This is a genomic window from Streptomyces sp. NPDC058284 (assembly GCF_042881135.1).
In the GTDB taxonomy this organism is placed as follows: Bacteria; Actinomycetota; Actinomycetes; order Streptomycetales; family Streptomycetaceae; genus Streptomyces.
In genome coordinates, this window is record NZ_JBHVYE010000003.1 from 40378 (window position 1) to 61707 (window position 21330).

Consider the following 21330-nt stretch of genomic DNA (forward strand, 5'->3'; position numbering starts at 1 on the left):
AGGAGATGGTCATGTTCTTGTTCCTGGTCATCGCCCTTGTCGTGGTCGTCGGCGCGGTGTCCCTCGCCGTGATCGGCGGCGGGGAGAGCGGCGCGCTGCCCGAGGCCGCGCCCGAGCGGTTCACCGACCCGCTGCCCCCGGACCGGCCGCTGCGCCGCGCCGACGTGGACGCGGTGCGCTTCCCGATGACGTTGCGCGGCTACCACATGGACGAGGTCGACGACGTGCTCGGCCGCCTGGGCGCCGAACTGGCCGAGCGGGACGCGCGCATCGCGGAGCTGGAGGCGGCCCTGGCCGGCGCGCAGGCCACGGCGGTCGCGGGCCCCGCCCTCTTCGAGGGGTACGCGCCGGGCAGGGCAGTCGAAGCCAGGGCAGGCGAAGGCAAGGCCGCCGAAGGCAGTGCCGAGGACAAGAAGGGCGACGACCAGTGAGCACCGTGAGCGGGGCGGTCGCGGGACCGGACGGCGGCCTGCGCTGCCCCTGGGGCCTGTCCACCGAGGATTACGTGGCGTATCACGACGACGAATGGGGCCGCCCGGTCCACGGCGACGACGCGCTGTACGAGAGGCTCTGCCTGGAGGCGTTCCAGTCCGGTCTGTCCTGGATCACGATCCTGCGCCGCCGCGAGGGCTTCCGCGCCGCCTTCGCGGACTTCAGGATCGCCTCGGTCGCCGAGTTCACCGACGCGGATCGGGAGCGGCTCCTCGCCGACCCCGGGATCATTCGCAACCGCGCCAAGATCGACGCGACCCTCGCCAACGCGCGCGTGCTCGCCGACTGGTCCGAGGGCGAACTGGACGAGCTGATCTGGTCCTTCGCGCCGGACCGCGCGACCAGGCAGGCTCCGAGGTCCCTCGCCGACGTACCCGCGATCACCCCCGAGTCCACGGCCCTGTCCAAGACCCTCAAGAAGCGCGGCATCCGCTTCGTCGGCCCCACCACGGCGTACGCCCTGATGCAGGCCTGCGGTCTGGTCGACGACCACCTCGCGGACTGCGTGGCCCGCGAGGCGGCGTAGCGGCCGCGCTCACCGCCCGAGGTACTTCGGCCTCTCCTTGGCGATGAAGGCCCGCACGGCGATCGTGTGGTCCTCGGACGCGCCCGCCTTCGTCTGGAGCTCGTCCTCCTTGTCCAGCGCCTCGTCCAGGGAGTGGGCCGCCGCGTAGGCGAGGGACTCCTTGAGCGCCGCGTGGGCCAGGGTCGGCCCGCCCGCCAGGGCGCGGGCCACCTGGGCGGCCTCGGCGGCGAGGTCGGCCGTCGGCACGATCTTGTTGGCGATGCCCAGCTCGTACGCCTCCTGCGCGGAGATGTTGCGCGGGAAGAGCAGCAGGTCGGCGGCGCGCCCCGGACCGATCACGCGCGGCAGCGTCCAGGAGACGCCCGAGTCGGCGGTCAGCGCGACCCCCGCGAACGAGGTGTTGAACTTCGCCGTGTCCGCGACCACGCGGTAGTCGGCGGCGAGCGCGAAGCCTAGGCCGGCCCCCGCCGCCGCGCCGTTGACCCCCGCCACGACGGGCTTCGGCATGCCGGTGATCGCCCGCACGATGGGGTTGTAGTGCTCCCTGACCGTGCTCATCGTCTGCCCGGTGCCCGCCTCGCGGTCGGCGGTGAGGGAGCCGATGTGCTCCTTGAGGTCCTGGCCCACACAGAAGGCGCGGCCGTTGGCGGTGAGCAGCACCGCGCGTACGGCGTCGTCGGCGGCGGCCGACCGCACGGCTTCCCGCAGCGCGACCTTGGCCTCGGTGTTCATGGCGTTCATGGCCTCGGGACGGTTGATCGTGATCGTCGCGAGTCCGTCGCTCACCTCGTAGAGCACGCTGTCGGCCATGGTGGTCCCCTCCGCTGGTCCAGTACGTCGGAACTCAGCATGACGGAGATCATCGGCGTCCGGCACGAGGACGGATATGTGACCTGCGTCTAAGAATTCCGGGCCCACAATCCGTGCGGGGCGGCGAAGTATCGCAGCCACATCGGCGAAATGAGCGGTTTTGCGGGCGCGCGTTGCGGAGTCGATGCAGACCGATGTTGGTCATCGGGTCCTGCCATGCGGGATAATGGCCTGGAAGCAATGTGTTCGATGCCGGTGACACCTGGGTTGTCGGCTGCGATGAGCTGGTTTCAGGAAGGGGAACGAGCATGGCGGCCATGAAGCCGCGGACGGGCGACGGCCCGCTCGAGGTGACCAAGGAGGGGCGGGGCATCGTCATGCGCGTTCCGCTCGAAGGCGGCGGACGACTTGTCGTCGAACTGACTCCGGACGAGGCCGATGCACTCGGCGACGCCCTGAAGAAGGTCGTCGGCTGACGCGGAAGCGCCCACACTTCTCCACTGCCCCGGCATCGTACGACGAGCCGGGGCAGTGATGTACCCGGGGCCCGCGCGGCCCCGCCCCTCCTTCCGGCTGTCCGCCGGTGGGGGCTGGTCGCGCAGTTCCCCGCGCCCCTGGGTGGTCCCACGCTCGCCCGCACCGGATCAGCCCCCCCGAGCACCAAGCCACGACGGGCCCCCAGGCGACACGCTGGTCGGGGGAAGCCAACGGCAAGGCGGCGCAGCGCTACCTTTTGACGGCGCAGAGCAATCCATCCCCCACCGGCAACAACGCCGGCACGAGATCCGCCCTCTCCCGGACCGCCCGCAGCAACTCACGAAGGTGCAGCACCTCGACCGGCTGCGGCCCGGAGTCCACGGTCCTGCCGTCCGCGAAGACGCCCTCGAAGCAGACGAGCCCACCCGGCCGCAGCAGGCGCAACGATTCAGCGAGGTATTCGAGGGACTCCACGCGGTCGCCGTCGCAGAACACGAGGTCGTACCCGCCGTCGGCGAGACGCGGCAGGACATCGAGGGCCCGCCCCGGAATGAACCGCGCGCGGTTGCCCGCGAAGCCCGCCGCACGGAAGGCCTGCCGGGCGAACTGCTGCCGCTCCGGCTCGGGGTCGACCGTGGTGAGGACGCCGTCGGGCCGCATGCCGTGCAGCAGGTGGATGCCCGACACTCCGGTCCCCGTACCGATTTCGGCCACCGCTTTCGCGTCAGCCGTGGCGGCGAGCATGCGCAGCGCGGCGCCGGTGCCGGGCGACACCGAGGGCAGGCCTGCCTCCCGGGCCCGGTCCCGGGCCCAGCGCAGCGCCTCGTCCTCGGCGACAAAGGCGTCGGCGAACGCCCAGCTCGTCTGCCGGTTGCCGGTAATGGCCCTCTCCTGTCCCCGTGGTTGCCTGGCCGTGACTGTATCCGTTGGGGCCGGGAACCCGCAGATGAGGCCGGGCGTTATGAAGGGGTGGGAGAACAGCGGGGGTGGACGGATGGATCACGGCCGGAGGCGGGCGGTGCGAAGGAGCAGGACACCTGCAGCGAAGCCCGTACCAAATTCACGTAAAAACGCTTATCCGGAGCTAACGGGCGAGGTGGTTATGGTAGGGGCTCCACTGGACACCACCAGAGCCGATAGGGGAGGTGCGGCTGCGTCCGCGGATCGGGGAGGAGCGCTCCGGCGTTTTCTCGGATTGGCGGGTGAGCCGAAATCCGTGACCGAGACCGCTGACCGTTTCCGCGCCAACGACTCCGCTCAGACCGCGACCTTTGCCGCTGATGCGGAATCGCAGGCGTGGACTCCGCCCACCTGGGAGGAGATCGTCAGCACACACAGCGGCCGCGTGTACCGCCTGGCGTACCGCCTGACCGGCAATCAGCACGATGCCGAGGACCTCACGCAAGAGGTCTTCGTCCGTGTCTTCCGCTCCCTCTCGACCTACACCCCCGGCACGTTCGAGGGCTGGCTGCACCGCATCACCACCAACCTCTTCCTGGACATGGTGCGCCGCAAGCAGCGCATCCGCTTCGACGCGCTCGGGGACGACGCCGCGGAGCGGCTGCCGAGCCGCGAGCCGTCGCCGCAGCAGGTGTTCAACGACACGCACTTCGACGCGGACGTCCAGCAGGCGCTCGACACCCTCGCGCCCGAATTCCGCGCCGCCGTGGTCCTCTGCGACATCGAGGGCCTTTCGTACGAAGAGATCGCCGCAACACTCGGCGTCAAGCTCGGTACGGTCCGCAGCCGTATCCACCGGGGTCGCTCGCAGCTGCGCAAGGCCCTCCAGCACCGGTCTCCCGAGGCCCGCGCGGAGCGCCGCTCGCTCGCGGTGACCGGAGCCGTGGCGCTGGGAGGAGGGGGTGCGACCGCGTGAGTGGATCACGGTCGAATCCTGCCGAACGGCAACTAGCCGAGGCCGAGCAGCATCTTGGGGACCGCCTCGCCGCCCTTGTGGACGGCGAGTTGGGTCATGACGCGCGCGAGCGCGTCCTCGCGCATCTGGCGACCTGTCCGATGTGCAAAACGGAGGCCGACGCGCAGCGTCGCCTCAAGAGCGTCTTCGCGCAGGCCGCCCCGCCGCCGCCTTCCGCGAGCTTCCTCGCCCGTCTCCAGGGTCTCCCCGGAGGCGGTTCCGGGCCGTCCGGAAGACCCGGCGCGCCCGGTGACGGGGAGGGGTTCGCCACCGGATCCACCGACTCCGCCGGACTGCCGCGGAGCGGGGTCTTCGGCGTGCGTCCCGACCCCTTCGCGGAGTACGTCCCCGCAGGCGCCCACGCCGCGGTGCTGCCCAGCGAGCAGCAGGGCTTCCGCATCCACGGGGTCACCCGGCACGAGGTCGGCCGGCACGAGGCGGAGCGGTCGCTCTGGCGAGGCCGCCGGTTCGCGTTCGCGGCGGCGGGCGCGGTCTCACTGGCCGCCATCGCGCTCGGCGGCGTCACGGTGGGCGCCCCCACCGGCTCGAACGACACCCGCGCGGGAGGCTCCGGCAGCAATGTGACCCCGCAGCGCACGCAGGGCTCGGGTACTGCCGCGGTCCCCGAATCCATGCGGCGACGTGGCGGCGGCAATCCGCTGTCGGTGCAGGGCCAGCGCCCCGGCCCCCTGGCGGCTCCGCTCGCGCCGGCCGAGGTCACCGGACCGCTGCTGCCCGGACCCCCCACCCAGCCGCTGCGTCCGCGCGGCTCCATGTACGAACTGACGGCCCCCATGGTGGCGGGCGCCGTCACCATCTCCCCGCTGATACGCCCGGTGCCGTCGGGCCGTCGCTCCGCCGTGCCGCCCGGCATGGGGTTCCCGCAGACGGATGAGCCCGTGGTGGCGAGCGAGGCGAATCCGGTGCGGACCACGGCGGCGTCGCCGGGGGCCGGACCGCTGAAGGGCACGTCGCAGCTGCACTGACCCGACGCTGCCCTGCGCTTTCGTCGGGGAACCTGGTTGAATCCTCGGTGGGCCGTGCCCGCCGGGGATCGTGGCGGGCTCGGAGTTGAGCAAGCAAACGGCGTCCGCCGCGGGCCAGTTGTGGGGAGAACATGGACGAGGGGAAGCGGAAGCCCACGAAGGCGAACTGGTGGAGTCGGCCCCGACCGGAGGTACGGGGTGCGGACGCGGGCGCGGATGCGGGTGAACAGTTGCCCGGCTCGGATGCGGACACGGATGCGGGTGAACGGCTGCCCGGCTCGGATCCGGACCAGGCCGCGGGCCCGGGCCCGGACCCTGCCTCGGACGTGGAGCCGACCTCTGCCCCGGCTGCCCCGGCCGAGGCTACGTACACGACCCAGGCCCAGCCCCCGCACCCAGACCCGGCCCTGCCCCCTCACCCGGACGCGGCTACCGGGCAGATGCCGACGCAGGCCCCGACCGCTCCGATGCCCGACGCGGACGTACCCACGCAGGCCCCCGCGGCCCCGGCTACTCCCGCCCCTGCCCCGCACGGCACGACGCCGCACGGTGTGACGTCCGGTGCCTCCATATCGGCTGCCTCGTCCGCGGCGCAGGGTCCGCCGGTTCAGGATTGCGCGCCGGTCGGCCAGGGGCCTGCGCCCGTGGAGCGGCCCCGCCCCCTGCACGACCCCGACCCGTACGGCACTCCGCCCTACGGCGAGCCCGGCCCGTGGGCGCCCGCTCCGCCGGTGCAGCGCCCCACGGCGACCCCGGCCCAGGGCACCGCCCTCCCGGCGCCCCCGTACAGCGGCACGCCGACCCAGAGCGCGCCCCCTCACGCGGCCCCCTTCCCGGCGCCTCCGTACGGCGGCACCCCCGAACCCTCCGCCCCCGCACCGGCCCCCGGCGGCCCCGCTCCGTACAACGCCGCCAACCGGCCGGCCTACGACCCGTGGAACGCGCCGTTGCAGCAGATCGGGTCGCTGCCGCCGGAGTCGGCGGAGAAGCGGAGTCGGCGGGGGAAGCGGGTCCTGGTGGTCGGGGCCGCTGTGATCGCTCTCGTGTCCAGCCTCATCGGCGGGGCGGTCGGCTCGTACCTGGAGCGGAACGGCAGCGGTGACATCGAGCTGCGGCAGCCGGACACCGAGTCCGTGAACCGGCCCAGGGGCAGCGTCGCGGGCATCGCGTCGGCCTCCCTGCCCGGTGTCGTGACTCTGCACGTCAGCGGCGACTCCGCGCAGGGCACCGGCACCGGCTTCGTGCTGGACGCCAAGGGCCACATTCTCACCAACAACCACGTCGTCGAGCCCGCGGGCACCGGCGGCGAGGTGACGGTGACCTTCAGCGGCGGCGAGACCGCCAAGGCCGAGGTCGTCGGCCGCGACTCCGGCTACGACCTCGCGGTCGTCAAGGTGTCCCACGTGAGCGGCCTGAAGCCGCTGCCCCTCGGAAACTCCGAGAACGTGCAGGTCGGTGACCCCGTCGTGGCCATCGGCGCCCCCTTCGACCTGGAGAACACCGTCACCTCCGGGATCATCAGCGCCAAGGAGCGGCCGATCACCGCGGGCGGCGAGAAGGGCGACGGCAGCGACATCTCGTACGTGGACGCCCTGCAGACCGATGCCCCCATCAACCCCGGCAACTCCGGCGGCCCCCTCGTCGACTCCAAGGCGCGCGTCATCGGCATCAACAGCGCCATACGCTCCGCGGACGAGGGCTCCGACCCGAGCGGTGGCCAGGCCGGCTCGATCGGCCTGGGCTTCGCCATCCCCATCAACCAGGGCAAGCGCGTCGCCGAAGAGCTGATCAACTTCGGCAGGGCCGCGCATCCCGTGATAGGCGTCACGCTCGACACCCAGTTCACCGGCGACGGCGCCCGCATCGCGGACAAGGGCAGGAACGGCGGCCTGGCCGTCAACAAGAACGGTCCCGGCGACAAGGCAGGCCTCGTACCGGGCGACGTCATCACCGAGGTCGACGGCCGCGCGGTGCACTCCAGCGACGAACTGATCGTCAAAGTCCGTGCTCACCGCCCGAAGGACCGGCTGCGGCTGACGGTCGAGCGGGGCGGCGGCGACCGCGAGGTGACCCTGGTGCTCGGCTCGGCCGACGGCGACTGAGCGGGCGCCGGTGGCGGCGCGGGGTGGGTGGGCGCCGGGTAAAGGACTGACCAGGTGTACTCCGCGTTGTCGTGCAGCGGCTACCGGACGGACAGGGACGCCGGGTACCGTGGTCCCGGTCCGGACCATGCACAACCTGCTGCGCACTACCTGCCGCACACGCACGGACGACCTGCTGCGGGCTGAGGACATCGCAAGGAGTTCTAGGTGTTCAATGACATTGGCGCACTCGAGATCGTGGCGCTGGTCGTCCTCGCCGTGCTCATTTTCGGTCCGGACAAGCTGCCGAAGGTCATCCAGGACATCTCCCGCACGATCCGCAAGATCCGCGAGTTCTCCGACAGCGCGAAGGCGGACATCCGCGAGGAGCTGGGCCCGGAGTTCAAGGACTTCGAGTTCGAGGACCTGAATCCCAAGAAGTTCATCCGCAAGCAGCTCGACAGCGATGAGCTCGGGATCAAGGAGATCCGCAACGGCTTCGACTTGAAGAAGGAGATGAACGAGGTCGCGGACGCCGTGCACGGCCGCGACAGCGCATCGACCGACTCCTCCGACGCGGGTTCACAGGCCTCCGCTGCCTCTTCCGGCGGAGCCCGCGTCGACATGCGCAAGAAGTCCGCGGAGCCCGGGAAGCTCGACGCCGGCGACCCTCCGCCGTTCGACGCGGACGCCACCTGAGGCAGCTCCTGAACTGCCGCCGCCAACGGGTGTGGCTATCCTGCCTTGTTGTCCGGGGTGAGGACGCCCGAGGGGGGCGGGCCGCTCCGGACACACGAGAGCGAGGAGGCGGCCGGGTACATGGAGACGACAAGTCGGGTAGGCGCGCAGGCGCCGGCCGCGGAGGGCACCGCAGAAGCGGTGCCCTCCGCCCGGCGCACGGTCGACGACTACCTGCTGGCACCCTTCCCCTGGTACGGCCTTGACGAGGCCTTCACGGGGCAGCGCTGGCTGATGCAGGTCGGCGCGACGTCGGACGGCACCGTGGAGCACGGTTCCATCGGGCACGGCGAGGAGCCGTCCGTGCGTGCGGAGGGCACCCTCGGCAACAGCGACAAGGAACGCTTCGCGGTCGTGGTGACCGTCGCGGCCAACCCCGTGCGGCGCAGTGCGGACGGTACGGGGGTCCTGGAGGCCACCTCGGTCTCCTCGGCGGCCTGGCTCGCCGGGGTGGGCCTGCTGTCCTTCACCTGGCCCATCCAGATGGACCACACCCTGCGCGACGACTGGCTCGACCAGCAGACGGAGACGGCCTGGGTCCTCGCCGACGACCTGGACGGCTCCGACTGGTCGTCGCTGTCCCTGCCGGTGGACGGGGTGCCGACCCCGTTCCACTACCGCGAGTCCGAATACGGCTGGGTCCTCGCGGGCTCCACGAAGGAGGGCGTGCATCTGGGGGCGTACGGGCGCGGGATGAGCGCGTACGGGCTGGGTTTCTCGGTGGTCCCGGACATCGCGTCGTACGCGTAGAACGGCGGACCGAACGGAGAAGGGGGGTGCCGTCGGGTTCGACGGCACCCCCCCTTCACCTGCGAACACGCTCACGACTCGCCTGCGGGCCCGCCGTGGTCGCTCGCGCAGTTCCCCGCGCCCCTTAGCCGGCGGTTGCTCGCGCAGTCTCCGTTGCCCTTGACGGGGCGCTGCGGTGTCCGACCCAGGGGCGCGGGGAACTGCGCGACCGGCCCCCGCGGCCCGCAGGAGGCAGCGGCGGCGAGGCCGGAAGAGGTCCGCAGAGGTCCGCAGAGGTCAGAACTTGTTGCGCGGTGTGATGCCCAGCGTCATACCGGCGAGGCCCCGCTGGCGCCCGCCGAGCTTGCCGGCGATCGTGCGAAGGGCCGAGCCCGCGGGGGAGTCCGGGTCCGTGAGGACGACCGGCTTGCCCTCGTCGCCACCCTCCCGCAGGCGTACGTCGATCGGGATGGAGCCGAGAACCGGCACCGTCGCGCCCGTCGTCCTCGTAAGGCCCTCGGCGACCTTCTGGCCGCCCCCCGAGCCGAAGACGTCGACCATCTCGCCGCAGTGCGGGCAGGGCAGCCCCGACATGTTCTCGACGACGCCGACGATCTTCTGGTGGGTCTGCACGGCGATGGAACCGGCGCGCTCGGCGACCTCGGCGGCAGCCTGCTGCGGGGTGGTGACCACCAGGATCTCGGCGTTCGGGACGAGCTGGGCGACCGAGATGGCGATGTCGCCCGTGCCCGGCGGCAGGTCGAGGAGCAGCACGTCCAGGTCGCCCCAGAAGACGTCCGCGAGGAACTGCTGGAGCGCGCGGTGCAGCATCGGGCCGCGCCAGACGACCGGCGCGTTGCCCGGGGTGAACATGCCGATGGAGATGACCTTCACGCCGTGCGCGGACGGCGGCATGATCATGTTCTCGACCTGCGTGGGCTTGCCGTCGGCGCCCAGCATGCGCGGCACCGAGTGGCCGTAGATGTCCGCGTCGACGACGCCGACCTTCAGGCCGTCCGCCGCCATCGCGGCCGCGAGGTTCACCGTCACCGAGGACTTGCCGACGCCGCCCTTGCCGGAGGCGACCGCGTAGACACGGGTCAGCGAGCCGGGCTTGGCGAAGGGGACCTCGCGCTCGGCGGTGCCGCCGCGCAGGGCCGAGGCCAGCTCCTTGCGCTGCTCGTCGCTCATCACGTCGAGGGTGACGTCGACGCGCGTGACGCCCTCGACGGCGGCGACCGCGTCGGTCACGTTCTTGGTGATGGTCTCGCGCATCGGGCAGCCGGAGACCGTCAGGTACACGGTGACCGCTACCGCCCCATCAGCGGCGATATCCACCGATTTGACCATCCCCAACTCGGTGATGGGTCGCTGGATCTCGGGGTCGTTCACCGTCGCCAGTGCTTCACGCACCGCGTCTTCCGTAGCCATACGACCGATAGTACGGCGCGGTAACCCATGCCGGGAAAGAGCTGTCAGCGGTCGCCTACGTCACGTCCGCGGGTGCCCTCGGAGGGGAATACGACGCGGCTCTCCGTGCGCTGCTCGATCCGCTGCTCCTCCAACTCCTTGACGAGGTCCTGGAGCTCGGAACGGATCCAGTCGCGGGTCGCCACCTCGCCGAGGCCCATGCGGAGCGAGGCGATCTCACGGGTGAGGTACTCGGTGTCCGCGATCGACCGCTCGTTCTGCTTGCGGTCCTGCTCCAGATTGACGCGGTCGCGGTCGTCCTGGCGGTTCTGCGCGAGAAGGATCAGCGGGGCCGCGTAGGACGCCTGGAGCGACAGCATCAGGGTGAGGAAGATGAACGGGTACTGGTCGAAGCGCAGATGGTCCGGCGCCGCGACGTTCCACACCACCCACATGATGATGACGACCGTCATCCAGACGATGAACCTGCCGGTGCCGAGGAACCGCGCGATGCGCTCGGAGAACCGCCCGAAGGCCTCCGGGTCGTAGTCGGGCAGGAGCTTGTTGCGCGGGGGCCTCGGCTGGTCGAGCCGCGGGCGCGGGCTGCGCGGCTCGGCGCGGTTCTCGCGCTCGCGCTCAGCCGCCATGGCCCACTCCTTCCTCCTCCAGATGGAACTCCGTCTCGCGCCAGTCGTCGGGCAGCATGTGGTCGAGTACGTCGTCGACGGTGACCGCCCCGAGCAGCGAGCCGCCCTCGTCGACGACGGGCGCCGCCACCATGTCGTACGTCGCGAAGAACCCGGCGACGGCGGGCAGCGTCGCGTCCGGCGCGAGCGGTTGCAGATCGTCGTCGAGGATCGAGCCGACCAGCGTGTACGGCGGATCGCGAAGCAGCCGCTGGAAGTGCACGGTGCCCAGGTACTTGCCGGTCGGCGTCTCGTCCGGCGGACGGCACACGTACACCTGCGCGGCGAGCGCGGGGGAGAGGTCCTGCTGACGCACGCGCGCGAGGGCGTCGGCGACCGTCGCGTCGGGACGCAGCACGATCGGCTCGGTCGTCATCAGACCGCCGGCGGTGCGCTCCTCGTACGCCATCAGGCGCCGCACGTCGGCCGCGTCGTCCGGCTGCATCAGGGTGAGCAGCCGTTCCTTGTCGTCCTCGGGCAGCTCGGCGAGGAGATCGGCGGCGTCGTCGGGGTCCATGGCCTCCAGGACGTCGGCCGCGCGCTCCTCCTTGAGCTTGCCGAGGATCTCGATCTGGTCGTCCTCGGGGAGCTCCTCGAGGACGTCGGCGAGGCGGTCGTCGTCGAGGGCGGCGGCCACCTCGGTCCGCCGCTTGGGGGAGAGGTGGTGCAGGACGTTGGCGAGGTCGGCGGGGCGCAGCTGCTCGAAGGTGGCGAGCAGGCTCTCGGCGCCCTGGCCGTGCTCCTCCAGGGAGAAGCCGTCGACGGCGGACCAGTCGACGGTGAGGGTCTCCCCCTTGCGCCGGAAGGTTCCCCCCTTGCCCTTGCGTACGAAGACCCGGTCGATCTCCCAGTCGCGGCGGGCCGGGAGCTGCTGGACAGATACATCCAGGACGGTGACCTCCTCGCCCGACTCGACGAGGTGCACCCGCCGGTCCAGCATCTCGCCGAGGACGAGCCGCTCGGTGGGCCGCTGCTCGAAGCGCCGCACGTTCATGACGCCGGTGGTGATCACCTGGCCCGACTCGATGCCGGTGACGCGGGTCATGGGCAGGAAGATGCGGCGCCGGGTGGCGAGCTCGACGACGAGGCCGAGCAGCCGGGGCGGGCGCCTGCCGACCCTGAGCATCGTCACCAGGTCGCGCACCCGGCCGACCTGGTCGCCGTTCGGGTCGAAGACGGGGATGCCGGAGAGGTGCGAGACGAAGATGCGGGGGGCGCCTGCCGCCATACGTGCGCCTCCTTCCGGCCGGGGGGTTCATGCCGTTTGGTCCGTCAATACGGGCTTCAGGCTAGCCCGTCCCGGTCGGACACGCCCCGGCGGAGGTCCGGACGGTCTGCCTCCGGTCGACTCGCCCGACCCGGGTACGCTGCCGTACTGCCGAAGCCGTAGAGGTCGTCCGCACGAGAGGCAGCGCCACCTGTGACCGTACTTCCCCCGGCCAGCCGCGCCCGCAGGGCAGCGTTCGTGACCGCGATGTGCGCGGGCCTGGTGGCGGCGTCCACGAGTCTGACGGGCTGCGGCGGCGGCGAGGACCCCGACGCGGGCACGAACGGTGTCGGAAAGCTGTCCGCGCCGAAGATCCAGGGCAAGGCGGGCAAGGCGGCCGAGGCGGCGTCGGCGGTCCGGCTCTCCGGCACGGTGGTGAGCAAGAACCACACGTACACCCTCGACATGCGCCTCAAGGGCGAGGGCGGTACCGGTTCGGTCACCTCGAAGGGGCAGACCTTCCAGCTCCTGCGGATCGGCGAGGAGCTCTACCTGAAGGCCGACTCGGAGTTCTGGACGCACGACGGCGCGACCGACGGCAAGTCCCCGAACGGCGACGAGGCCGCCGCGGCCAAGCTGAACGGCAAGTACGTGAAGGTCCCTCAGGGCGACCCCGCCTACCAGCAGCTGAGCGGCTTCACCGACAAGGACGAGCTCCTGGACGGCATGCTCGTGCTGCACGGCACGCTCACCAAGGGCGACCGCGGCCGGACGGGCTCGCAACGCACCATCGAGATCACCGGCGACCAGGGCGCGGGCGGCACGCTCTCCGTCTCCCTCGAGGGCAAGCCCTACCCTCTGCGCCTGGAACGCGGCGGCCACGCGGGCACCCTCAAACTCACCGACTGGAACAAGGACTTCCCCTTGCAGGAGCCGGGGAAGGACGAGATGGTCGACTACGGGAAGCAGTTGCCGACGTCATAGCGGGGGAGGCGAAGCCCCCGAAGGCGCAAGCCTCCCAGGGGCGCGGGGAACTGCGCGACCAGCCACAACGCACCCGCAGGGCAGGACAGCCCCACCCCTCAACGGCGCTTGCGGCGGAACAACAGCCGAGGAAGCCCAGCAGGCAACGCCTCACGCGTAGTGGCCCCGGTCGGCAGCGGCGCAGCCGCGAGAGACCCCGAGGGCAGCTCAGTCGTCACCGTACGCGGCGTGAGCCGGACGACCCGACACTGCTCGGCCCACCGCACGGTGACCCGCTCGGCGTCAGGCGCGTTCAACCGCTTGCCCTTCAGCTCGGCGACAGCCGCCTCCCACTCCGGGGAACCGGGCGCCAGCTCACTCACGTCCGCCGTCCAGGCGACAAGGCGCCCGCCCTTGTCCTTGCTGCGTACGGTCACCTCGGCGGATCCCCCGTCGACGAGCCCCGGCAGCGGCTGCTCGCCGGGCCCGTCCCCGACGAGGTGGACGGCGCCCTCGTGCCAGACGTGCCAGAGCCCCCGGGCGGGCGAGCCCTCGCCCCGGACCCAGATGAGGCCGGACTTCTTGGTGGCCTCCTCGACGAGGGCACGCTCAAGGAGCGGGTCAGCAGTCATGGGCGGCAGCCTACCGAGTGGCACCCGGCCGGGGATCTGACACAGGCTCTCAGAGCCAGCCGTTGCGCTTCAGGGTGCGGTGGATCGCGAAGCAGACGCCGCCGATGAGGGCGAGCACCATCGGGTAGCCGTACCGCCAGTGCAGCTCGGGCATGTGCTCGAAGTTCATGCCGTAGACACCGCAGACGGCCGTCGGCACGGCGATGATCGCCGCCCACGAGGTGATCTTGCGCATGTCCTCGTTCTGCGCGACGGCGGCCTGCGCGAGGTTGGCCTGGAGGATCGAGTTGAGCAGTTCGTCGAAGCCGATGACCTGCTCCTGGACGCGCGTGAGGTGGTCGGCGACGTCACGGAAGTACTTCTGGATGTCGGGGTCGACGAGCCGCATCGGCCGCTCGCTGAGCAGCAGCATCGGGCGGAGCAGCGGCGAGACGGCCCGCTTGAACTCCAGGACCTCGCGCTTGAGCTGGTAGATCCGCCCGGCGTCGACACCGCGCGAGCTGCCCTTGCCCTTGCTCGGCGCGGAGAACACCTCGCTCTCCACGTCGTCGATGTCGTCCTGCATGGCGTCGGCGACCGCGATGTAGCCGTCGACGACGTGGTCGGCGATGGTGTGCAGCACGGCGGAGGGGCCCTTGGCGAGCAGCTCGGGGTCCTCCTGGAGGCGGCGGCGCAGGGCGCGCAGCGAGCCGTGGCCGCCGTGCCGCACGGTGATGAAGAAGTCCCGGCCGGTGAAGCACATCACCTCGCCGGTCTCGACGACCTCGCTGGTGGCGGTGAGTTCGGTGTGCTCGACGTAGTGGATGGTCTTGAAGACGGTGAACAGCGTGTCGTCGTACCGCTCCAGCTTGGGCCGCTGGTGGGCGTGGACGGCGTCCTCGACGGCGAGCGGGTGGAGCCCGAACTCGGCGGCGATACCGGCGAATTCGGACTCGGTCGGCTCGTGCAGGCCGATCCAGGCGAAGCCGCCCTGACGGCGCACCTCCAGCATCGCCTCGTGCGGGCTGAGGATGTCGGCGCACTCCAGGCGCCGGCCGTCGCGGTAGACGGCGCAGTCGACGACGGCGGACGCGGCGTCGCGGGTCGCGTCATAGGTGTCGTACGACGCGGGGGAGGAAGGGTAGGAGGTGCCGTCCTTGCGCAGCGAGGGGCGGACGGCGGCACGAAGGTCACGGATCATCGACATGGGCAGGCTCCTTCGACGGAGGCCGCCTGCGACGGTTGGAACTGCCCGGAATGGGGACGTCCTGCGTGCGTGGTGTTTGGCACGTCCACAAAGCGGGGAGCACCGCACCGTTGCGGTGGCAGCTTCGCTACTGACACAGATCAGGAAACTCAGACAGATCAGGTGGGAACGAAGTGCTCTTCCGTCGCACACGGCACGAACAGTGCTCGTGGTGCGTGTGGGTGCGTGCGCAGCTACCGGGCTGCGTGATTCACCGGGCGGAAGAGCGGGTGGTACTGCACGGTCGACTTCGGTCCATTGCAGCCCCACCTCCTCCGGCCGGTCCCCCGTAAGGGAAGTCCCATGCGCCCTTCGCGCCAGTGGCGCGAAGTCAGTGTCTGTCTGCAGGGCTTGAAAGCGACGCTTCTGCGTGCTGCCCTGAGCCAGCGGCCAACACTATCAGCCGACAGAAGTGTCAAGCCCCCGCTTTGCCCTTTACTAGCGAGTTCTATGCTCACGTCATGGCTGATGTTCTTGCGCTGGTCGAGGCCCGTCTCCGTACCGGCCTCGGCGAACCGGACGCGCGCGCCGCGGTGACCTTCCTCGGCACCGACCGCGTCGAGGTCCTGCGGTTCACGGACGGCGACGTGGTGCGCTACGCCACGCTCGGCATGTCCGCCCAGCCGATGACCGACCCCACCGCCGCCCTGGCCGACCCGGTCAAGGGCCCGCGCGCCGAGCTGGTCCTCTCGGTACGGGGAGGACTCGCCGACACCGACAAGGTGCTGCGGCCGCTCGCCGTCCTCGCCGCCTCACCGCAGGTCGAGGGCCTGGTCGTGGCGCCGGGCGCCTCGCTCGACGTGGGCGACCCGCTCTGGCCGGGCGCGCCGTTCACCTCGGTGCTCGTGGCGGAGTCCGGCGGCCTGGTCGAGGACCTCGACCTCGACGAACCCATGGAGCCCGTACGTTTCCTGCCGCTGCTCCCCATGACGCCGAACGAGGCGGCGTGGAAGCGGGTGCACGGCGCGGCGGCCTTGCAGGAGCGCTGGCTGAACGGCGGCACGGACCTGCGCGATCCGCTGCGCAAGTCCGTGTCCCTGGACTGAAGTGCCGCTGCCGAAAGGTCAGTCGGCGAAGACCGTGACGCTGTCCTCCGTCGCGTGCCGGGGCTCCAGTTCCTCGGCCTCGTGCGTGAGTGCGTTCCTGCGTACCCACACCACGACCGCGCCGAGCACCGCCGTCACGGCCGCGACCACGAACGGGATGTGGATGTTGCTCCACTCCTCGATCTTCGGCGCGAAGAACGGCGCGGCGGCGGCCGCGAACCAGCGCACGAAGTTGTAGCCGGCGCTGGCCACCGGGCGCGGCGCGTCGGAGACGCCGAGGGCGAGCTCGGTGTAGACGGTGTTGTTCACGCCGATGAACGCGCCGGACAGGATCGTGCAGACGACGGCGACCGTGTGGTTGCCGTAGCCGAGCACCAGCACGTCGGCGGCGAGCAGCATCAGTGAGCCGCCGAGCACCTGCAACGAGCCGAACCGCGCCTGCAGCCGCGGCGCCACCAGTACGGAGAACACCGCGAGCAGCACGCCCCAGGCGAAGAAGACCGCGCCCGACCTGTACGGGGACATGTTCAGCACGAACGGCGTGAAGGCCAGCACGGTGAAGAACGTGTAGTTGTAGAAGAAGGCAGAGGCGGCCGCGGAGGCGAGCCCGCCGTGGCCGAGCGCCCTGAGCGGGTCGAGCGGCGACGTCTTCCTCGCGGGCCTCGGCTGCTCCTTGAGGAACGCCGTGATGCAGAGGAAGCCGACCGCCATCAGGGCCGCGGTGCCGAAGAAGGGGTAGCGCCAGCTGGCGTCGCCGAGCAGCGCGCCGACCAGGGGCCCGCACGCCATGCCGAGGCCGAGCGCCGACTCGTACAGCAGGATCGCGGCCGCGCTGCCGCCGGCCGCGGCGCCGACGATGACGGCGAGCGCGGTGGAGACGAAGAGCGCGTTGCCGAGCCCCCAGCCCGCCCGGAACCCGACGAGCTCGCCGACCGAGCCCGAGGTGCCGGAGAGGCCGGCGAAGATCACCACGAGCGCGAGACCGAGCAGCAGGGTCTTCTTGCCGCCGATGCGGCTGGAGACGAAGCCGGTGACCAGCATGGCGACCGCGGTGATCAGGAAGTACGAGGTGAAGAGGAGGGAGACCTGGCCGGCGCTCGCGTCCAGGCCCTTGGCGATGGACGGCAGGATCGGGTCGACGAGGCCGATGCCCATGAAGGCCACGACGGACGCGCCGGCCGTGGCCCAGACGGCCTTCGGCTGCCGCAGGAGGCCGCCGGCCCCGGCGTCGAACGGGTCCCCTTCGGCGGGGCCCCCTGTGCTGCTGTGCATACAGCCGCTCCTTCGCTGATGTCGCTGGGTTCGTCGACGGTTCGTCGATGGTTCGTTGACGTATGCACATATTAAGTTAGGCAGGCTAAATGATGCAAGCTACATCTAGTTTCTCCTGGTGACAGGGCCACCGGACGGGTGATCGTCCTTGACGGGGCGGCGACCGGGGAGGACCGTTGGGCGACATGAGGGGCGAACCCAGTTGCCCGAAGTGTGGTGGCCGGGTCAGGGCTCCCGGTCTCTTTGCCGACTCCTGGCAGTGTGACGTGCACGGCACCGTGCATCCGCTGCAGCCCGTGATCCCACCCAGCGTCGAGGCCCTCCAGGTCGTGGTGCACCGGGCCCAGGTGCCGGTGTGGATGCCCTGGCCGCTGCCGGTCGGCTGGCTGTACACGGGTGTGGGCTGTGCGGGCGACGACCGCAGCGGCGGCCGTGCGACGGCCGTGGCCTGCACGGGCCCCGCGCCGCTCGGCGGCGTCGGCGAGCTCGTGCTCGTCGCCGAGGAGCTGGGCGTCGGCCTCGGCGCGCGGTACGCGGGCATCGAAGGGCCCGACCCGGGACCGCACATGAGCGTCGAGAAGCCACCGCAGACCAAGGTCCTCGCCGCAGGCCGGCCGACGCCGATGTGGCATGTGTCGGGGACACCGGACGACCGCGCCGTCTTCGCAGGTGAGGCACGCGGCCTGTGGCTGTGGGCCATCGCGTGGCCGGCCCAGTCGGGCCTCCTGATGTACGACGAGCTGGTCCTCACGGACCTGCGGGACGCGGGCGCGGAGGTGGACCTGCTGCCGTGCGGGGCGCTGTCGCCGCGGCTGCTCATGGCGTGAGCGGCGTCGTAACGGCTGGTGCGCGCGGGCCCCGGCAGGGAGCGGTGCGTACGGGCCCGTGGCGCGGTCGTGCCGCTGCCCTCCCGGCGTGAGCGATGCCTCGTTCGGGGCGGCCGGAGCGGCGTCGCGTTCCCGTTATCCTTGAGCGTCCCCCTCAGCCGCCTGTCAGAGCACTGGAGCCAGCGTCGTGCGCATCGATCTGCACACCCACTCCACTGCGTCCGACGGCACGGACACCCCGGCCGAGCTGGTCCGCAACGCGGCCGCCGCCGGTCTCGACGTCGTCGCGCTGACCGACCACGACACCACCCGGGGCCACGCGGAGGCGAAGCGGGCCCTGCGCGAGCTGCCGGCCGGGCCGACCCTGGTGACCGGCGCCGAACTCTCCTGCCGCCTCGACGGCATGGGCCTGCACATGCTCGCCTACCTCTTCGACCCCGATGAGCCGGAGCTCGCCCGCGAGCGCGAGCTGGTCCGCGACGACCGGGTCCCGCGCGCGAAGACGATGATCGGCAAGCTGCAGGAGCTGGGCGTGCCGGTGACCTGGGAGCAGGTCGCACGGATCGCGGGCGAAGGATCGGTCGGCCGCCCGCACATCGCCGAGGCGCTCGTCGAGCTCGGCGTCGTGCCGACCGTCTCCGACGCCTTCACGCCCGAGTGGCTCGCCGACGGCGGCCGCGGCTACGCCGAGAAGCACGAGCTCGACCCCTTCGACGCGATCCGCCTGGTCAAGGCGGCCGGTGGCGTCACCGTGTTCGCGCACCCCGGCGCCGCCAAGCGCGGCAGGACGGTGTCCGAGACCGCGATAGCCGAACTCGCGGCGGCCGGCCTCGACGGCATCGAGGTCGACCACATGGACCACACCCCCGAGACCCGTACCCGGCTGCGTGGACTCGCCGGGGAACTCGGCCTCCTCGTCACCGGCTCCAGCGACTACCACGGCAGCCGCAAGACGTGCGTGCTCGGGGAGTACACCACCGACCCCGAGATCTACGGCGAGATCACGCGCCGGGCGACGGGGGCGTTCCCCGTGCCGGGGGCGGGCGGAACCCCGGCGGCGTAACGGCTCGCACGGGCCGCGCGGCCAACACCGCTCACGCGGTCCCCTCTGTACCGGCCGCCCGCCACCACACCGCGCCACACCGCGCCGCGTCGCGCCGCATCGCTTTGCTTCGCGCCGCAGCTCACTCCGCTCCATCACTTCACCGCATCCACCGCATCCACCGCATCCACCGCCCCTGACGGCGGCCACCGCGCCCCGCGCCCGGTGCCGCCGTTCGGCGCGGCTCCTTCGTACGACTCTCTGCAAGGCCATCACTGTGTTCGACGTCGCCGTCTTCGGATCCCTCTTTCTCACGCTTTTCGTGATTATGGACCCCCCTGGGATCACCCCGATCTTCCTCGGTCTCACCGCGGGCCGCCCCGTCAAGGTGCAGCAGCGGATGGCCTTCCAGGCCGTGTGCGTCGCCTTCGGTGTCATCTCGGTCTTCGGCCTCGTGGGCCACCAGATCCTCAACTACCTGCACGTCTCCGTCCCCGCGCTGATGATCGCGGGCGGGCTGCTGCTGCTCCTCATCGCGCTCGACCTGCTCACCGGCAAGACGGACGAGCCGAAGCAGACCAAGGACGTCAATGTGGCGCTGGTGCCGCTCGGCATGCCGCTGCTCGCCGGGCCCGGCGCGATCGTCTCGGTCATCCTCGCCGTCCAGGACGCCGACAGCATCGGTACGCAAGTCTCCGTCTGGGCGGCGATCGTGGCGATGCACGTGGTGCTGTGGCTGGTGATGCGGTACTCGCTGCTGATCATCCGCGTCATCAAGGACGGCGGCGTGGTCCTCGTGACCCGGCTCGCGGGCATGATGCTCTCCGCCATCGCGGTGCAGCAGATCATCAACGGCGTCACACAGGTCATCCAGGGCACCTGAAGCTCCTGGAGGCGCCTGACGGCACCTGAAACGGTGGTGCACCCGTCCTTGGACGCACGAAGGGCCCCCGTACGGAATCCGTACGGGGGCCCTGCGACGTCTGCGTTATGAGGCCGAGGTGTCGGCCGGGCGGATGTAGATGCGCTGGCCGATCGCTGCGGCCTGCTGCACGATCCGGTTGACGGAGGCGGCGTCTACGACGGTGCTGTCCACGGCCGAGCCATCGACGTCGTCGAGTCGCATGATTTCGAAGCGCATAGGGGCTTCTCCCTTCGTCTGGTCATCCTCCTGCAAGGAGAACTGCTGTGTGTTGCTGGTGTTGCTGCGGTGTTCCTGATGGGTACAACGAGTTGTCCCGTGCAAACATTCCCTACGCTAAGGAAATTTTTCGAGAACCTAATTACCTGTGAGTAGCGAGACCGGTTGTGTTCGCTGTGTGACCGGCGGGAGACTGGTGACGATATGAACGACGCCTACCCCAACGCGGCCGACATCACCGCTCAGCTGGACCGCGCCAACAGCCTGCTCGAACGGGTGCTCGCCGAGGTGGCGAAGACTCCGTCCACGCACGCGATCTTCGTCGACGCCGGATACCTGTACGCGGCCGCGGGCCGGCTCGCGGCCGGGACCGAGGACCGGCGCGCCTTCGACATCGACGCGGAAGGCCTCATCGACGCGCTCATCGACAAGGCCCGGACGATCTTCGCGGACAGTCGTCTGCTGCGCGTCTACTGGTACGACGGTGCGAGGCGCCGCATCCACACGAACGAGCAGCAGTCGATCGCCGAGCTGCCCGACGTCAAGGTCAGGCTCGGCAACCTCAACGCCAACAACCAGCAGAAGGGCGTCGACTCGCTGATCCGCAGCGACCTGGAGTCACTGGCCAGGCACCGCGCCATCAGCGACGCGGCGCTGATCGGCGGCGACGAGGACCTCGTCTCGGCGGTCGAGGCGGCGCAGGGGTACGGCGCGCGGGTCCACCTGTGGGGCATCGAGGCGCCCGACGGCCGCAACCAGGCGGAGGCGCTGCTGTGGGAGGTCGACAGCCAGCGCACGTTCGACCTCGACTTCTTCAAGCCGTACGTCACGCGGCGCTCCGTCACGGCGTACGAGGCGGGCGCCACCGCGCACCGCCCCACCCGCGAGGAGGTCCGCTTCGTCGGCGCGCAGATCGCCGCGAAGTGGCTCGCGGCGCGGGGGCGCGAGGCACTGGTGGGCCTGCTGCCCGGCCATCCGTACCTGCCCGGCTCCGTGGACCAGGATCTCCTGGTGGAGGCGGAACGGCTGCTCCAGTACTCGCTGCGCGGCCAGGCGGACCTGCGCCGGGCGCTGCGGGACGGCTTCTGGGATCACCTGCAGGCGCAGTACTGAGGACGTCGTACC

Annotated in this window: 23 protein-coding genes; 14 read left to right on the plus strand and 9 right to left on the minus strand. The window is 71.0% G+C overall.

The features are described 5' to 3' along the window. The first annotated feature begins 5 nt into the window (after nucleotides 1–5). Nucleotides 6–431: a DivIVA domain-containing protein gene (locus ACFVYR_RS06165; protein ID WP_384249444.1), complete on the plus strand. Its 426-nt coding sequence runs from the start codon at nucleotides 6–8 to the stop codon at nucleotides 429–431. A gap of 5 nt (nucleotides 432–436) precedes the next feature. Then, nucleotides 437–1018, plus strand: a complete 582-nt coding sequence (locus tag ACFVYR_RS06170) for a DNA-3-methyladenine glycosylase I (RefSeq protein ID WP_384249583.1) — start codon at nucleotides 437–439, stop codon at nucleotides 1016–1018. A 9-nt stretch (nucleotides 1019–1027) separates the two neighbouring features. Here ACFVYR_RS06170 and ACFVYR_RS06175 read toward each other — a convergent pair whose 3' ends face one another. Next, nucleotides 1028–1828, minus strand: coding sequence for an enoyl-CoA hydratase/isomerase family protein (locus ACFVYR_RS06175; RefSeq protein WP_384249441.1), 801 nt, complete (start codon nucleotides 1826–1828; stop codon nucleotides 1028–1030). A gap of 308 nt (nucleotides 1829–2136) precedes the next feature. Here ACFVYR_RS06175 and ACFVYR_RS06180 point away from each other — a divergent pair, with 308 nt between their 5' ends. Beyond that, nucleotides 2137–2304 carry a DUF3117 domain-containing protein gene (locus ACFVYR_RS06180; protein WP_003966491.1) on the plus strand — a complete coding sequence of 56 codons (168 nt, stop codon included), beginning with the start codon at nucleotides 2137–2139 and terminating at the stop codon, nucleotides 2302–2304. A gap of 250 nt (nucleotides 2305–2554) precedes the next feature. Here the strand turns inward: ACFVYR_RS06180 and ACFVYR_RS06185 are convergent, their stop codons facing one another. Then, the gene (locus ACFVYR_RS06185) at nucleotides 2555–3253 is read right to left on the minus strand and encodes an O-methyltransferase (RefSeq protein WP_384249580.1); all 699 of its coding nucleotides are present in this window, start codon (nucleotides 3251–3253) and stop codon (nucleotides 2555–2557) included. 154 nt (nucleotides 3254–3407) lie between these two features. Here ACFVYR_RS06185 and sigE point away from each other — a divergent pair, with 154 nt between their 5' ends. The 5 genes from sigE to ACFVYR_RS06210 all read left to right on the plus strand — a co-directional run bounded on the left by sigE (nucleotide 3408) and on the right by ACFVYR_RS06210 (nucleotide 8775). Beyond that, on the plus strand, nucleotides 3408–4181 hold the full coding sequence (gene sigE, locus ACFVYR_RS06190; protein ID WP_384249439.1) for an RNA polymerase sigma factor SigE: 774 nt from the start codon (nucleotides 3408–3410) through the stop codon (nucleotides 4179–4181). A gap of 89 nt (nucleotides 4182–4270) precedes the next feature. Continuing rightward, nucleotides 4271–5206 (plus strand): zf-HC2 domain-containing protein, encoded by a 936-nt coding sequence (locus ACFVYR_RS06195; protein ID WP_384249577.1) that lies wholly within the window; start codon nucleotides 4271–4273, stop codon nucleotides 5204–5206. A 131-nt stretch (nucleotides 5207–5337) separates the two neighbouring features. Beyond that, nucleotides 5338–7308 carry a trypsin-like peptidase domain-containing protein gene (locus ACFVYR_RS06200; protein WP_384249437.1) on the plus strand — a complete coding sequence of 657 codons (1971 nt, stop codon included), beginning with the start codon at nucleotides 5338–5340 and terminating at the stop codon, nucleotides 7306–7308. 207 nt (nucleotides 7309–7515) lie between these two features. Beyond that, on the plus strand, nucleotides 7516–7986 hold the full coding sequence (locus ACFVYR_RS06205; RefSeq protein ID WP_384249435.1) for a sec-independent translocase: 471 nt from the start codon (nucleotides 7516–7518) through the stop codon (nucleotides 7984–7986). Nucleotides 7987–8106: 120 nt separating this feature from the next. Continuing rightward, nucleotides 8107–8775, plus strand: a complete 669-nt coding sequence (locus ACFVYR_RS06210) for a hypothetical protein (protein WP_384249432.1) — start codon at nucleotides 8107–8109, stop codon at nucleotides 8773–8775. Between the two features lie 276 nt (nucleotides 8776–9051). Here ACFVYR_RS06210 and ACFVYR_RS06215 read toward each other — a convergent pair whose 3' ends face one another. From ACFVYR_RS06215 to ACFVYR_RS06225, 3 genes are read right to left on the minus strand one after another with little or no spacing between them, the layout of a single operon-like run. Further along, on the minus strand, nucleotides 9052–10185 hold the full coding sequence (locus ACFVYR_RS06215) for an Mrp/NBP35 family ATP-binding protein (RefSeq protein ID WP_384249430.1): 1134 nt from the start codon (nucleotides 10183–10185) through the stop codon (nucleotides 9052–9054). Between the two features lie 44 nt (nucleotides 10186–10229). Further along, nucleotides 10230–10811 (minus strand): DUF1003 domain-containing protein, encoded by a 582-nt coding sequence (locus ACFVYR_RS06220; RefSeq protein ID WP_384249428.1) that lies wholly within the window; start codon nucleotides 10809–10811, stop codon nucleotides 10230–10232. Beyond that, on the minus strand, nucleotides 10801–12078 hold the full coding sequence (locus tag ACFVYR_RS06225) for a magnesium transporter MgtE N-terminal domain-containing protein (RefSeq protein WP_384249425.1): 1278 nt from the start codon (nucleotides 12076–12078) through the stop codon (nucleotides 10801–10803). Before ACFVYR_RS06225 ends, ACFVYR_RS06220 begins: the two co-directional genes overlap by 11 nt. A gap of 246 nt (nucleotides 12079–12324) precedes the next feature. On the opposite strand from ACFVYR_RS06225, the gene ACFVYR_RS06230 reads away from it, so the two are divergent. Next, nucleotides 12325–13041: a hypothetical protein gene (locus tag ACFVYR_RS06230; RefSeq protein ID WP_384249574.1), complete on the plus strand. Its 717-nt coding sequence runs from the start codon at nucleotides 12325–12327 to the stop codon at nucleotides 13039–13041. 98 nt (nucleotides 13042–13139) lie between these two features. Here the strand turns inward: ACFVYR_RS06230 and ACFVYR_RS06235 are convergent, their stop codons facing one another. Together ACFVYR_RS06235 and ACFVYR_RS06240 are read right to left on the minus strand one after the other, a co-directional pair. Further along, nucleotides 13140–13652, minus strand: coding sequence for a hypothetical protein (locus ACFVYR_RS06235; protein ID WP_384249423.1), 513 nt, complete (start codon nucleotides 13650–13652; stop codon nucleotides 13140–13142). 49 nt (nucleotides 13653–13701) lie between these two features. Continuing rightward, nucleotides 13702–14838, minus strand: coding sequence for a magnesium and cobalt transport protein CorA (locus ACFVYR_RS06240; protein ID WP_384249421.1), 1137 nt, complete (start codon nucleotides 14836–14838; stop codon nucleotides 13702–13704). Nucleotides 14839–15338: 500 nt separating this feature from the next. Here ACFVYR_RS06240 and ACFVYR_RS06245 point away from each other — a divergent pair, with 500 nt between their 5' ends. Further along, nucleotides 15339–15923 (plus strand): suppressor of fused domain protein, encoded by a 585-nt coding sequence (locus ACFVYR_RS06245; RefSeq protein WP_384249419.1) that lies wholly within the window; start codon nucleotides 15339–15341, stop codon nucleotides 15921–15923. An 18-nt stretch (nucleotides 15924–15941) separates the two neighbouring features. Here ACFVYR_RS06245 and ACFVYR_RS06250 read toward each other — a convergent pair whose 3' ends face one another. Beyond that, the gene (locus ACFVYR_RS06250) at nucleotides 15942–17195 is read right to left on the minus strand and encodes an MFS transporter (RefSeq protein ID WP_384249416.1); all 1254 of its coding nucleotides are present in this window, start codon (nucleotides 17193–17195) and stop codon (nucleotides 15942–15944) included. A 185-nt stretch (nucleotides 17196–17380) separates the two neighbouring features. Here ACFVYR_RS06250 and ACFVYR_RS06255 point away from each other — a divergent pair, with 185 nt between their 5' ends. From ACFVYR_RS06255 to ACFVYR_RS06265, 3 genes are all read left to right on the plus strand, one after another. Beyond that, complete coding sequence (locus tag ACFVYR_RS06255; protein ID WP_384249414.1) at nucleotides 17381–18022, plus strand: DUF6758 family protein; 642 nt, start codon at nucleotides 17381–17383, stop codon at nucleotides 18020–18022. 187 nt (nucleotides 18023–18209) lie between these two features. Next, nucleotides 18210–19085: a PHP domain-containing protein gene (locus tag ACFVYR_RS06260; protein ID WP_384249411.1), complete on the plus strand. Its 876-nt coding sequence runs from the start codon at nucleotides 18210–18212 to the stop codon at nucleotides 19083–19085. Between the two features lie 256 nt (nucleotides 19086–19341). After that, complete coding sequence (locus ACFVYR_RS06265; RefSeq protein WP_384249409.1) at nucleotides 19342–19947, plus strand: MarC family protein; 606 nt, start codon at nucleotides 19342–19344, stop codon at nucleotides 19945–19947. A gap of 105 nt (nucleotides 19948–20052) precedes the next feature. On the opposite strand, the gene ACFVYR_RS06270 is transcribed toward ACFVYR_RS06265, so the two are convergent. Next, a complete protein-coding gene (locus ACFVYR_RS06270; protein WP_266659153.1) occupies nucleotides 20053–20205 on the minus strand; it encodes a hypothetical protein in 153 nt (50 codons plus the stop codon). A gap of 204 nt (nucleotides 20206–20409) precedes the next feature. Here ACFVYR_RS06270 and ACFVYR_RS06275 point away from each other — a divergent pair, with 204 nt between their 5' ends. Then, nucleotides 20410–21318 (plus strand): NYN domain-containing protein, encoded by a 909-nt coding sequence (locus tag ACFVYR_RS06275; protein WP_384249407.1) that lies wholly within the window; start codon nucleotides 20410–20412, stop codon nucleotides 21316–21318. The last annotated feature ends 12 nt before the right edge of the window (nucleotides 21319–21330 follow it).